Source organism: Poritiphilus flavus (genome assembly GCF_009901585.1).
In the GTDB taxonomy this organism is placed as follows: domain Bacteria; phylum Bacteroidota; class Bacteroidia; order Flavobacteriales; family Flavobacteriaceae; genus Poritiphilus; species Poritiphilus flavus.
On sequence record NZ_WXYO01000001.1, the window covers coordinates 412,099 to 425,708 of the forward strand.

Here is a 13,610-nt window from a genome sequence, read left to right on the forward strand (position 1 = left end):
CTGCAATAATTAAAGGGTTTTAAGGTCCTTGATGGTTTTGAAGGCACTGTCTACCTGATCGTCATTGACCAGGATGGTAAACTCATTAGTGGTAGAGATCACCTCGTATAATACGATGCCTTCCCAGGCCAATCGTTGAAAAATGAAGTAATATATTCCAGGGACGGAAACATTCTCAGCAGGTAGCTTAACGGTTATGGATGAGAGGTTTTCCGCCTTCTGAGTAAGGCGTTCGTTCTTGAATAGTTCTTCTACCGTACCATCCAGGCTATTGCTGACCACAATATTCAGCTCGTTTACCCCACGGGAGGAAGTGTAAAACACATCCTTGTTCTTATTCACCTCCTCCAAGAGCATGGATTGATTTTCGAGTATGGAGTCCGAAACCAAAAAAGTGAAATCGGTAAGGGAAGAGCGTACGGTAATCTCGCCTATGTTCTTAAGTACCTTAATTATTCTATGCGTTGCCCGGAATTCCATATCATCGGACAGGCGTTTTAGTGCCATCACTATGGCTCCGTTCCGAATTTCTTTCCCAAGCTCTTCCTCGATCTCGGGTTTTACAATGCGCGAAAGAGATGTGAGATTAATAATCCCCTGGGCCAGGGCGCTTTGTAAAAAAGGCTTTTTTTTGATGTACTGTTCAACAACAGCGGAGATAGTTTTCATTTAGTTCAGGTTGAGCAACAAAAATAACATTTTGTTATAAATAAAACAAATCCTTATTTTACTACAAAAAGCTGTAGGCATTTCCTTAAAAGTGGTAAAAAGCGTTTTGGATATGTTCCAGTTGATAAGTCCCTTGCAGTTCCCGGATCGTAATGATGTCAAAACGCACCTCTACGTTCAGGGCTTCCGAATTGACAAAATGATCAGCAGCCATCACCAAAAGTTTGATCTTTTTCGCATTTACTGCGCCGGAAATATCCTCAAGAAAATCCGCACTTCTGGATTTTACTTCTACAATACTGAGAATGTCATTTTTCCTTGCAATAATGTCAGTTTCGGCTTTTCGGTATCTGTAATTGCGGCAAATAATCCTGTAACCCCTGTCTTTTAGGTGCTTTACAGCCAGGTCTTCCCCCATTTTTCCTATAGTGTTGTGCTTACCCATAATGTGGTCCAATTCTTAAAAAAAGGTGTAATTCATCGAAAAATTAACATTTCGTTCAGTCGTTTCTGAGTGAAGCTTGTATATTGCTCCGCAGAATAACGAAAATAATTGGATCACGATAATATCCATGCAGTTTAAGCGTTAAGAATAAGCCCCTAAACACATGAACGTTCTTAAAGCCTACAAACTATGGAATATTTCGTTAATTGTAACACCTCTACATTAGCGCCTTATACCACGCCTTTGGATAGACAAAAGGCGGCGCATCTGTACAGAAGACTGGGGTTTAGCGCCTCAGTACAAACCATCGACCAAGCCGTTGGCCAAAACGCCGGCACTTTGGTTGATACCCTTATCAGTGAAGCCATAAATATGGCCCCCACCCCGGCCCCGGCCTGGGCAGATTGGAATAACAGCAACTATCCTGCAGACGATCAGGCTGCGAATCAGGTTCGTCGTGCTCAGCGCGATGAATGGAGGTTGACGTATACCAACGGATTACTCAACAACAACTTAAGGGATCGACTCAGCTTTTTCTGGAGCAATCACTTTGTTACGGAAATCGATGTTTACGATTGTAGTTCTTTCCTTTATTACTACACGAATTGCCTGCAGCGAAATGCTATCGGTAACTTCAGGACCTTTATCAGTGAGATCGGGTTGACAGATGCCATGTTGTATTACCTCGACGGCGTATACAACAATGGTAACAATCCGAACGAAAACTACGCCAGGGAGTTGTACGAACTTTTTGCCCTGGGAGAAGGAAACGGATATACTGAAGAAGATATCATAGAAACAGCCCGTGCCCTTTCCGGTTATGTGGAAAGAGGAGAAATAGGTTGCGAGCCGGTGACCTTTAACGCAGAGCGATTTGACAACGGTACCAAAACCATTCTCGGACAGACCGGGAACTGGGGTTATGACGATGTAATCAATATTCTTTTCCAACAACGCCCTAACGAAATAGCAGGATTTATATGTAAAAAGCTTTACGAGTTCTTTGTTCACCCGGATTCAGACGATGATGCCGGAAATGCACAGGCTATTATCTCAGAATTGGCCAACACTTTTATTGAGAGAAATTTTGATATATACCCGGTTTTGTCTCAGTTGTTTAAAAGTGAGCACTTCTTTGATGACAATGCCATTGGGGTGATCATTAAGAGTCCATTTGATTTTTACCTGAACTTTCTCAAAGAAACCAGCTTTGCTTATACTGATACAGACGTAAGCAGTATGATCAACTACAGCGGTTTGCTCGGGCAGACCCTCTTTGATCCTGTAGATGTTGCAGGATGGCAGAGAGACCGACAATGGATCAATACCAATTTTATCATTGGCCGCTGGCTAAGTATAGAATCTGTAATAGACGAACTTTATCTGGACAACAATGAGCAATTCCGTGACTTTGCACTTTCGCTTACCGGAAATGACGGCTTGACCAGCAATAACCCGGACATTATTGCCCGCGCTATTATAGATTTCGTCTTACCCAATGGATTGCTAACGGATACCGATTACGAAACGGCCTATGTGGCTTTCCGTAGTGATGTCCAGGACATTTACTACGAAGGCGGTACCGATCCTATCTGGACCCTGGCCGGTTGGCAGGCAGCCCCCTACCAGGTCTATCTGTTATTGCAATACCTGGCCAGACAACCCGAGTTTCAACTTAAATAAACCCTACAGCTATGTGTAATCATCATATCCCAATAAACATACACGATCAGAACGAACACGATCAGGAACACAAGTTCTGGAGCAGACGATCCTTTTTGCAGGCATTAGGCATTGCCGGGTCGGGCACCATGATGCTGGGTAGTAATATGCTCACCGCATCGGCGCCGTCCCCACTGACCGCGGCTATTGCCAATGCCGAAAACGACTGCATCCTTATACTTATCCGACTTTCAGGAGGAAATGATGGTCTGAGTACCGTTATTCCTATTGAACAGTACGATACCTATGCCAACGCGAGGCCAAACATCTACATTCCGGAAAGTAAGATCCTTAAACTTACCGATGATTTTGGAGTGCCTACCTATATGAATGCCCTGGAACCGCTATGGGGCGAAGGGCAATTCAAAGCCGCACACGGTGTGGGTTACCAAAATCAAAGTCTTTCGCATTTTACCGGTTCGGATATCTACGCGAATACCGACCTGACCACTACCGGTTTCAGCGGATTGGATACCGGTTGGATGGGACGATATTTTGAAAATCTCTATCCGGATTACCTGGTAAATCCACCTGCCGCACCGGCAGCCATACAGATAGGGCAATACGGTAACCTCATCTTTGAAGGGGAGGAAACCAATTATGCCTTTGTGGCTAACAATATCGATCAGTTGGAAGAGATTGCCCAATCCGGTCAGTTCTATGCGTTGGATGATGCCCTGTTTGATGGATGTATGTACGGAGATCAGTTGAAATTCCTAAGGGGAGTTGCCAACACCACTTATGAATTCTCCGGACTGATCCACGAGGCCTACGAAAGAGGCTCTAACCAGGTAGAGTATCAGGACAATGGCTTTGCAAGGCAATTGGCCCTTTTGGCCCGATTGATCAAAGGAAATCTGGGTACTAAGGTATATATGATCTCTATGGGTGGATTTGACACTCACGGAAATCAGCCATTGGCCCACGAACGCCTGATGTCTAACCTTTCTGTAGCCATCAATAACTTCTACGAAGACCTTACGTTTACCCAACAGGACGAGAAAGTATTGAGTATGACCTTCTCCGAATTCGGACGAAGGATCTTTGAGAACGGTTCTAACGGAACGGATCACGGTAAGGCTGCCCCTACCCTGTTCTTCGGTTCCGGATTGAACGGTAGTGCTTTTGTAGGTGAACACCCATCATTGGACGCTCCTAACGGAAGGGGTAACCTGGAATACACTATGGATTTCAGGGACCTGTACGCAACGGTACTGGCTGAGTGGTTATGTGTACCCATCCCGCTCGTAGAACAGCATTTATTAGGACACACTTACAACCCTATAAACCTTGGCTTTAACTGTAGCGGGGTAGAATTCCCGGATATCGCTTACGATGATCAACCGCCAACGCCACCATCTCCGGATGATCCCGTAGCGGACAATCCTACAGATGAGTTGCTTAACGCCATTGTACACAAGCCGTTCTATCCAACAGACGGAGCGCCGCATATCTATCTGGAAATGCCGCTTACCGCTCATGTTGATATTCAGTTGTACAACATACTGGGACAGAATGTAGGTACGGTATACAATGAGATCATGGCTGAAGGATCTGCTGAGATCAATATCCGTGACCGTATGCCTAATCATTTGTCTACAGGTAAATATATTTACCGTATTCAGGTCTCAGACCGTAAAATGTCCAAATCTATCATGGTGTCATAAAAGACACCCTATCGAGGATTTATGCCCTCGGACGCTGGACATTCTAACAATGCCGTTAGTCCAGTGTCTCGAGGGTTTTCTTTTTACATACAGGGTGATGCCGGGCTGAAAATATTGGTTATTTTTGTGCCTTAATTCCACATCCTAAGCATGCAAGACCCTGAAAATCCAGCTCGCTATACTTTAACGGCGGCACTACCGTACACCAATGGCCCCATACATATTGGGCACCTGGCGGGGGTTTATGTGCCGGCAGATATCTATGCCCGTTACCTGAGGCTAAGGGGTAGAGACGTCCTTTTTATTTGTGGGAGCGATGAACACGGGGTAGCTATTCCGATGAAGGCCAAAAAGGAAGGGGTTTCCCCCAGGGAGATCATTGACAAGTATCACGGGATGATCAAGAAGTCCTTTGAGGACTTTGGCATTTCTTTCGATAACTATTCGCGGACCTCAGCTCAGATCCATCATGAGACTACTTCAGATTTTTTCAGGAAGCTCAATGAGCAAGGGGATTTTATAGAGGAAACTTCGGAGCAATTGTACGATGAGGAGGCACATCAGTTCCTGGCAGACCGCTTTGTAACCGGAACCTGCCCCAATTGCGGTTATGAAGAGGCCTATGGGGATCAGTGTGAGAACTGCGGGTCCTCTTTGAATGCTACAGATCTGATCAACCCAAAATCCACAATTACCGGGGCCGTTCCTTCTATGAAGGAGACCAAACACTGGTATTTGCCGCTCAACCGTTACGACGACTTTCTGAAGGAATGGATCATTGATGGGCATAAGGCAGACTGGAAACCCAACGTCTACGGCCAGTGCAAATCCTGGATTGACGATGGGCTTAAGCCACGGGCCGTTACCCGCGATCTCGATTGGGGTATTCCTGTACCTGTAGAGGGAGCAGAAGGTAAGGTGATCTATGTTTGGTTTGACGCCCCAATCGGTTACATCTCATCCGCCAGGGAGTGGGCGGAACAGCAAGGCAAAGATTGGGAGATCTACTGGAAAGATAAAAACACCAAATTGGTGCATTTTATAGGTAAAGACAATATCGTATTCCATTGCATTATTTTTCCGTGCATGCTAAAAGCTCACGGAGATTATGTGCTACCGGATAATGTTCCCGCTAATGAATTCCTAAACCTGGAAGGCAATAAATTATCCACTTCCAAGAACTGGGCCGTATGGCTGCATGAATACCTGGAAGACTTTAAGGATATGCAGGATGTACTGCGTTATGTGCTTACAGCAAATGCTCCTGAAACCAAGGATAACGACTTCACCTGGAAGGATTTCCAGGCCAGGAACAACAATGAACTGGTCGCGATTTTCGGGAATTTCATCAATCGGGTTGTGGTGCTGACCAATAAGTACTTCCAGGGAGTGGTTCCGGAGGCTGAGGAGCTTACGGAAACAGATCTGAGCACCCTGGAAAGCCTGAGGAGTTTTCCCGGAATCATTTCCGGTTCGCTGGAACGATACAGATTCAGGGAAGCCAGCCAGGAATTGCTCAATCTTGCCAGACTGGGGAACAAATACCTGGCGGATGAAGAACCCTGGAAGGTGATCAAGGAGGATGAGGCCCGAGTGCGGAGCATTATGTTCGTAGCGCTGCAGATCGCCTCAGGTCTGGCCATACTCAGCGAACCTTTTTTACCTCATACCTCGGAGAAACTCAAAGGCATTTTAGGCTTTGATTCCGGTGAGGTAGTCTCGACCTGGGAGGAAGTGGAAACGGTGGAAACACTAATCCCATCCGGACATCAGATCGGGAAGTCTGAACTACTATTCAGAAAAATAGAGGATAAGGAAATAGAAACGCAATTGGAACGACTACAAGCCACCAAAAAAGCCAACGAAAACGAAAACAAAGAGATCATGCCACAAAAAGACACCATTAGTTTTGAAGATTTTAGCAAAATGGACATGCGGGTAGGTACAGTGCTGGAGGCTGAGAAAATGCCCAAAACCAAAAAACTGATGGTGCTGAAGGTAGATACCGGTTTGGATACGCGGACCATTGTCTCCGGGATAGCGGAAAGCTTTAGTCCGGAAGAGGTTGTAGGCAAAAAGGTCACCGTATTGGTAAACCTGGCTCCCCGGCCCTTGAGAGGGGTAAATAGCGAGGGGATGATATTGATGACAGAGAACTCCGAAGGCAAATTGGTTTTCCTTAATCCGGATGAGGATGGTGTTGGGAATGGAGAGACAATCAGCTAAGGTAAATAGGCATTATTAAACCTCAGACCCTTTAAAATCCACTAAATACTTGCTATGCGCATACTTCTTTCTACTATTTTCATTTTTTCTTTTTTGATTGGTATTGCCCAGACCGATACCATAAAACAACCTAAGAACCTCTGGCAGGAATTCACCTATGATATTGGGAATATGTTTGGCGGAATGGGTTATTCCTATAGTCGGCCCTTTCATTGGAAAGGCAAGCAGTGGGGGCATTTTGGGATGATTACAGCTGGAACCGCAGGACTCTATTTTGTAGATGATGAGTTTGAGCATTGGGTAAACGGCTTTAGTGGTGATGCTCCGGATTGGTTGATCACCTACGGTACGGAGTACGGTAGCCCTGAAAACAACTATATGCTTACCGGCGCGGTGTATCTTACAGGCCTATTTACCAAAAATGAAAAATTGCGAAGAACCGGAGTGCTGCTGATCTCTTCGGCCTCGGCCGCAGGTCTGCTACAACAGGTCAGCAAACGGATCATCGGACGGGCAAGGCCAAGAAGCGGGGACTCCTCTGATGTTTTTGACCCCTTTCATTTGGATAGGGTCCTAAACTATGATTCCTTTCCCTCGGGCCACGCCATGCTGGCTTTTACCAATGCCTATGTTATCGCCAAACAATTTAAAAGCCCATGGGTGAAGGCTGGATTATACGCCGTAGGATCTATTCCGGGTTTTGTAAGGATTATGGACGACTACCACTGGATCTCCGATGTGGCCTTTGGCATGGCCATAAGTGTTTTCATCGTAGAAGCCATAGATCGTTATCTTGATAAAAAATACGATCAGAAATACAATGATAATTCTAAGAAACTAAGTTGGGACCTTAATATCGGTCCGGGCCAAGTGGGTGTTATCATGCGCTTTTGATTCCTTGATCCTTGGATATAGCAGATGATGACAATTTTTAGGCCATGCTGAAAGTAGCCTTCCATCCCATCTACAGGCACCCACTACCGGAGAAACATCGGTTTCCCATGTTGAAATACGAACTACTCCCACAGCAACTTTTGCATGAAGGCACCTGCAATCAGGACAATTTCTTCGAACCAGAAGTTCCGAACGACAAATATATTGTCTCCGTACATGAGCCCGAATACTTTTACGATCTTCTGAACCTCAAGATCCCGCACCGTGAAGCACGCAAAATAGGCTTTCCTTTAAGCAGGGAGTTGGTACAACGAGAAAGGATCATTGCTGACGGTACCATGAAAGCCTGTGAATATGCTTTGGAGAACGGTATAGCCATGAATATTGCCGGCGGCACCCATCACGCCTACACAGACCGGGGTGAGGCTTTTTGTATGCTGAACGATCAGGCCATAGGTGCGCGTTACCTGCAGGCCAAAGGATACGCCCGGCGCATCCTGATCATAGATCTGGATGTTCACCAGGGTAATGGCACAGCCCAGATCTTTCAGGAAGACCCTTCTGTATTTACTTTCTCTATGCACGGAGCCTCAAACTATCCCTTCAAAAAAGAGACTTCGGACCTGGATATCCCGCTGCCAAAAGGCACTACTGACAACGAATACCTCTCTATACTTTATGATACCCTCCCGGGATTGCTGCAGGAGTTCAGACCGGATTTTGCTTTTTACCTCAGTGGAGTAGATATACTGTCAACCGACAAATTAGGAACTCTATCCCTTAGCCCTCAAGGATGCCGAAAGCGCGATGAATTTGTACTAAAGGCCTGTAAGCGTCATGGTGTTCCAATTCAGTGTAGCATGGGTGGAGGTTATTCCAGGGATATTAAGATCATCGTGGAGGCTCATGCCAACACCTATAGAGCGGCTCAGCAGATCTTTTTCTAAGACCCGTGTTCAAGCTTTGTTCCTATTGCTGTTTTCCCTGGTAAATTTGTATATTGAAAGCAGTAATCAACCTGGTAAAATGACGCAACCTTCCCTCAAAACCGACTCCCATTATTCCATTATCATTTGTCTCTTTCTTTTTCTAACCACTCTGCTCGGCTGTAAGGATGGCCCCAACAGATCCGAAGCGGCATCGTCTGCCGAGTCAGCGGAAAAAGAGACGGTCTCAGAAAAAGTAAAAGTCATATTCGATACGGACGCGAACAATGAGCTGGACGATCAACACGCCCTGGCTTACCTGCTTTTTAATGGCCCTACTTTTGACCTGCAGGCAGTCACTGTAAATGCCACCTACAACGGTGGTGATATTAATGGCCACTACGAGGAAGCCGAAAGGGTGTTGCAACTCTGCAATCTTAAGGACAGTGTTCCCTTGCTTAAAGGCGCTAATGGAGGGTTTTCTGAAATAGCCCCAACATTTGACCCGGAGAATTATGACGGACAGGAAGCCGTGGATTTTATCCTTGAATCCACAAAGAAAGACTCGGTTATAATTATTGCCGTAGGCAAACTTACCAACGTGGCCCTGGCATTGAAGAAGGATCCCTCCTTTGCGAGCCGAACCCGGATCGTATGGCTGGGCTCCAATTATCCGGAGCCGGGAGAATACAACCAGGACAACGATACCATTGCTATGAACTACGTACTGAATACAGATATTCCTTTTGAAATGGTTACGGTACGATATGGTGACCCTTCCGGTACGGATGCCGTAAAAGTCACTCAAAGTGAGATCAATACTAAAATGCCTGGCCTGGGTCCAAAAGCGACCAGCCCCATAACCGGGAGGCACGGAGGAACCTTTGAGACTTTTGGGGATTACTCTGTAAGCCTGTTTGAATACATAGATTATCACGGCGATCCGCCATCCCGCCCGCTTTTTGATATGGTGGCAGTGGCGCTGCTCAAGAACCAGGCCTGGGGTGAACAAAAAACCATACCCGCTCCTGTTCTGATAGACAATACCTGGATTGAAAGGCCTGATAACCCCAGGAAAATCATCTTATGGGAAAACTTTGACAAGCAGGGCTTGCTGGAAGATTTCTATGCCACCCTGGAAAACCCCAAGCCAATTTCTAAATAGCCGTAAGATGGGAAAAATTGTAGTTGTAGGCAGTTCAAACACTGATATGGTGGTAAAAACCCCGAGGTTTCCTGAGCCGGGTGAGACCATCCTGGGTGGTGACTTTTTTATGTTCCCGGGAGGAAAGGGCGCAAACCAGGCGGTTGCGGCCGCCCGTGTGGGTGGTGAGGTTTCCTTCATATGTAGTTTGGGGGATGATATATTCGGAAAGAATTCCCTCGATGGATATACCAAAGAAAAAATTAACACTAGCAGCGTACTGGTGACCGCGAACACCCCTTCCGGGGTTGCCCTGATCACAGTTAATGCTTCAGGTGAAAATGAAATTGTGGTGGCTTCCGGAGCCAATGCCTTGTTGTCTGAAGAGCACCTGGAAAGCGCTTCCGGAATGCTAAATCAGGCAACTATGGTGCTGACGCAACTGGAAACACCAATGGCTACCGTGGAATTTTTGGCCCAAAGATGCCGGGAAACAGGCATACCACTGATCATTAACCCGGCACCCGCACAGAAACTGACCGATGAAACCCTTAAAGGTCTTTACCTTATAACCCCAAACGAGACGGAGACCCGAATCCTTACCGGAATTGATCCGTCTGAAGAGGGTGGTGCAGAGAAGGCCTCCGCTTATTTACTCGAAAAGGGCGTACAGAATGTGATCATCACCCTTGGAAAAAGAGGCGCCTACTTCCACAATGCTGAAAAACAGTTTCTTAGTAAACCCCCTGTTGTAATGGCGGTTGATACCACAGCTGCAGGTGATGTTTTTAATGGGGTTTTAACCGTCTGCCTGTCGCAAAATAAATCCTGGGAAGAGAGTATTGCATTCGCGAATAAAGCCGCTGCCCTTTCCGTAACGCGAATGGGGGCACAGGCCTCTGCACCCTATTTGGATGAAATCAACTAAACCAAATACCTATGTTTATTATTGAATCGTACCCGGTAGCTGTAATATTCTGTATTATTACCATGCTGGCCTGGGGCTCCTGGGCAAATACCCAGAAATTGGCCTCACCCAACTGGCGTTTTGAACTTTTTTATTGGGATTATGTTTTTGGGATCGTAATTTTTTCCCTTTTATTGGCGCTTACTGCCGGTAGTAGTGGAGATGCCGGCCGGCCATTCATGGAAGACCTTGCCCAGGCGGACCAAGGCAATATAGGCTCGGCTGTTCTTGGCGGGATACTTTTCAATGCTGCGAATATTTTGCTGGTGGCAGCCATTACTATAGCTGGAATGTCTGTAGCATTTCCCGTAGGTATAGGTTTGGCATTGGTTATCGGGGTTATAGTTAACTACATTGACAGCCCGCTGGGAAACTCAGTGTTGCTCTTTGGCGGGGTCGCGCTTATTGTAGTTGCCATGTTGCTCAATGCGAACGCCTATAAAAAACTTTCAGCCAGTCAGGATAAGGTACCTACTAAGGGTCTGGTCCTGGCCGTAATCGCAGGTCTCCTCATGGGGCTGTTTTACAAATACGTGGCAAACTCCATGTTCCCGGATTTTACCCAGCCTATTGACGGAAAGCTTAGCCCCTATACCGCGGTCTTTCTGTTTTCATTGGGGATCCTGGCCAGTAATTTCATTTTCAATTCTATATTGATGAAGAAACCGGTGGAAGGCACACCTTTAGGATTCGGGGCCTATTTTAAGGGAAGTTCCAGGGATCATTTTATGGGCATACTCGGTGGTCTTATCTGGTGTGTGGGAATGTCCTTCAGTATACTGGCCTCGGACAAAGCCGGGCCTGCCATCTCCTATGGCCTGGGTCAGGGTGCTACCGTGGTGGCTGCTTTATGGGGTATTTTTGTTTGGAAAGAGTTCAAAGGAGCCCCCAAAGGTGTCCCAACACTTTTGAATGTGATGTTGGTTGTCTATGTCATTGGCCTGGCGCTGATCGTTATGGCGCGTTAAACTCCGGATTCAGGCTTATAGTTTTGGTCTATTCGGGCATAAAATTAGCCTGGGTTTAGGGGCATAATTTCATCTTAAGAATTTGTACCTTTATGCAAAATTCTTAGATATGTTAAGCCAGCGCGTAGAAAAAGCATTAAACGATCAGATCCGTGTAGAAGCGGAATCTTCACAAGTATATTTATCTATGGCCTCCTGGGCCGAAGTCAAAGGATTGGAAGGTATCTCCCAATTTATGTACAAACATTCGGACGAAGAGCGGATGCATATGCTTAAACTGGTTAAATACGTCAACGAACGCGGGGGGCATGCCCATATTTCAGACCTGAAGGCACCAAAAACCGACTTCGGTTCCTTCCAGAATATGTTCCAGGAATTATACGAGCATGAGATCTTTGTTTCCAACAGCATAAACGAGCTGGTACATGTAACTCTTGAAGAAAAGGATTATGCCACCCATAATTTCCTGCAATGGTACGTGGCCGAACAGATAGAGGAAGAGGCTTTGGCCCGGACTATCCTGGATAAGATCAACCTGATTGGGAATGACAAGGGTGGACTTTACCTGTTCGATAGGGATGTACAGCAAATTACGGTGGAAAGCGCCGCGGCAGCCAACCCTGAGGAGTAGTTTTTAACAGTTTTCTTTATTTAGATTGAATAAAAATTAATAGCTTTGCCCGACTTCAAACTTTTAAGTTGGGAAAAAAGAAAAAGGACAAGGCAAAAAAGAAGCTGAAAAAGGCTTTAAAGAAGGAGCAGAAAATACTGCTCAACATGACCTTCTCCAAGTCCTGTAAAAGTAAGTGTTGCAAGAAATTTGAAAAGGGCGAGCACAAGAGGTGCAAGCGTTGCCCTTGTTTTGATCTGCTCCAAAAGGTAGCTTAATCCCCTAAAATTATTTTAGTTTCTTTTTCTGCACGGCCGAAATGCTTTCGGACTCGGCGTTTTTAGGATCCAGGTAGGGCCTTGAACCGTAATGTTCGTAGAAGGCGGCCATTCTGTAGTAGTAGTCGCTATGGCTGCAACTGCTGTCGCATTGCATACTTTGATCCGCATAAGCGTTTCGCTTTTCCTTTAGATATGCCTGATAGGTCTTATAGCTGAGTTTTTTGAGATCTTTTTCGAAGTTTCGCTGGTCTGCCCAGTAGTCCCGCTCGTCTTCGGGATGGGTGTGTTTCAGCAAATGCTCGTTTCTGGCATCTTCCCGGGCTCTTTCTTCAAAAAAGCGCAGGAGGTCTGCCTTCTTGGTTCCTTCCTGGGCTACAAGGCCTGCCGGAGCGAACAAGAGCAATAGCAACAAGGCGGTATGTCTTCTTATCAACCACATACGGGGCAAAAATGTAGTTTGGTTGGAATTTGCTATACTTCATGCCTTAATAAGTTAGTTCAATAATAGCGGTCTGAAAAGAAAAGAGGGCGAAATGCCCCCTTTTTCGACAAGCCGTATGGTTTAAGGCTTGCCCAGCATAAGTAGCTCGTTGCATCGGACTTCGGTGACGTAGCGTTTCGCTCCTTCCTTGTCTTCATAAGAACGGTGAAGGAGTTTCCCTTCCACGGCCACTTCACTACCTTTTCCGAGATAATTCTCTACGATTTCCGCTGTCTTGCCCCAGGCCACTACATTGTGCCACTGGGTATCCGTTACTTTTTCTCCTGCGGAATTACGGTAGGTCTCATTTGTTGCAATAGAGAATTTAGCCAGTTTTCCTCCGTTATCCAGGAGTATGATTTCCGGGTCCTGGCCCAGGTTCCCAATCAATTGTACTTTGTTTCTAAGAGCATTCATGATATAAAATTTATAGGTGAAACAGTTCATGCTATCGGCGATGCTATCACCGAGGTCATAAACCTAGTAACCCGATTACAAACAAGCCGGTTGGGAATTGTTTGTTTTCGTTTGTAAGCATTTGTTCTCACTTAGAACCTCCTGAAACAACTGAATCTCAAACCTCTTAAAATACAGCTTCCTCTTTTAGAAG

13 protein-coding genes are annotated in these 13,610 nt (G+C 45.9%); 9 read left to right on the forward strand and 4 right to left on the reverse strand.

Annotation, left to right across the window (positions count from 1 at the left end):
- Positions 1-9: 9 nt before the first annotated feature.
- Entirely contained in the window at positions 10-669 is a 660-nt protein-coding gene (locus GTQ38_RS01615; RefSeq protein ID WP_161433477.1) for an aspartate kinase, read from the reverse strand.
- An 85-nt stretch (positions 670-754) separates the two neighbouring features.
- Positions 755-1,114, reverse strand: a complete 360-nt coding sequence (locus tag GTQ38_RS01620; RefSeq protein ID WP_161433478.1) for a YraN family protein — start codon at positions 1,112-1,114, stop codon at positions 755-757.
- Between the two features lie 189 nt (positions 1,115-1,303).
- On the opposite strand from GTQ38_RS01620, the gene GTQ38_RS01625 reads away from it, so the two are divergent.
- The 9 genes from GTQ38_RS01625 to GTQ38_RS01665 all read left to right on the forward strand — a co-directional run bounded on the left by GTQ38_RS01625 (position 1,304) and on the right by GTQ38_RS01665 (position 12,259).
- Positions 1,304-2,797, forward strand: a complete 1,494-nt coding sequence (locus GTQ38_RS01625; protein WP_161433479.1) for a DUF1800 domain-containing protein — start codon at positions 1,304-1,306, stop codon at positions 2,795-2,797.
- An 11-nt stretch (positions 2,798-2,808) separates the two neighbouring features.
- Entirely contained in the window at positions 2,809-4,503 is a 1,695-nt protein-coding gene (locus tag GTQ38_RS01630; protein WP_161433480.1) for a DUF1501 domain-containing protein, read from the forward strand.
- 150 nt (positions 4,504-4,653) lie between these two features.
- Entirely contained in the window at positions 4,654-6,729 is a 2,076-nt protein-coding gene (gene metG / locus GTQ38_RS01635) for a methionine--tRNA ligase (protein ID WP_161433481.1), read from the forward strand.
- Positions 6,730-6,783: 54 nt separating this feature from the next.
- On the forward strand, positions 6,784-7,623 hold the full coding sequence (locus GTQ38_RS01640; protein WP_161433482.1) for a phosphatase PAP2 family protein: 840 nt from the start codon (positions 6,784-6,786) through the stop codon (positions 7,621-7,623).
- Positions 7,624-7,667: 44 nt separating this feature from the next.
- Positions 7,668-8,570 carry a histone deacetylase family protein gene (locus tag GTQ38_RS01645; RefSeq protein ID WP_161433483.1) on the forward strand — a complete coding sequence of 301 codons (903 nt, stop codon included), beginning with the start codon at positions 7,668-7,670 and terminating at the stop codon, positions 8,568-8,570.
- A 79-nt stretch (positions 8,571-8,649) separates the two neighbouring features.
- Positions 8,650-9,714: a nucleoside hydrolase gene (locus GTQ38_RS01650; RefSeq protein WP_161433484.1), complete on the forward strand. Its 1,065-nt coding sequence runs from the start codon at positions 8,650-8,652 to the stop codon at positions 9,712-9,714.
- A 7-nt stretch (positions 9,715-9,721) separates the two neighbouring features.
- Complete coding sequence (gene rbsK / locus GTQ38_RS01655; RefSeq protein WP_161433485.1) at positions 9,722-10,621, forward strand: ribokinase; 900 nt, start codon at positions 9,722-9,724, stop codon at positions 10,619-10,621.
- Between the two features lie 11 nt (positions 10,622-10,632).
- Positions 10,633-11,628: a GRP family sugar transporter gene (locus tag GTQ38_RS01660; protein WP_161433486.1), complete on the forward strand. Its 996-nt coding sequence runs from the start codon at positions 10,633-10,635 to the stop codon at positions 11,626-11,628.
- A gap of 109 nt (positions 11,629-11,737) precedes the next feature.
- Positions 11,738-12,259, forward strand: a complete 522-nt coding sequence (locus GTQ38_RS01665) for a ferritin (protein ID WP_161433487.1) — start codon at positions 11,738-11,740, stop codon at positions 12,257-12,259.
- Between the two features lie 267 nt (positions 12,260-12,526).
- On the opposite strand, the gene GTQ38_RS01670 is transcribed toward GTQ38_RS01665, so the two are convergent.
- Together GTQ38_RS01670 and GTQ38_RS01675 are read right to left on the reverse strand one after the other, a co-directional pair.
- The gene (locus tag GTQ38_RS01670; protein WP_161433488.1) at positions 12,527-12,958 is read right to left on the reverse strand and encodes a hypothetical protein; all 432 of its coding nucleotides are present in this window, start codon (positions 12,956-12,958) and stop codon (positions 12,527-12,529) included.
- Between the two features lie 123 nt (positions 12,959-13,081).
- Positions 13,082-13,417, reverse strand: coding sequence for a single-stranded DNA-binding protein (locus tag GTQ38_RS01675; protein ID WP_161433489.1), 336 nt, complete (start codon positions 13,415-13,417; stop codon positions 13,082-13,084).
- Between the last annotated feature and the right edge of the window lie 193 nt (positions 13,418-13,610).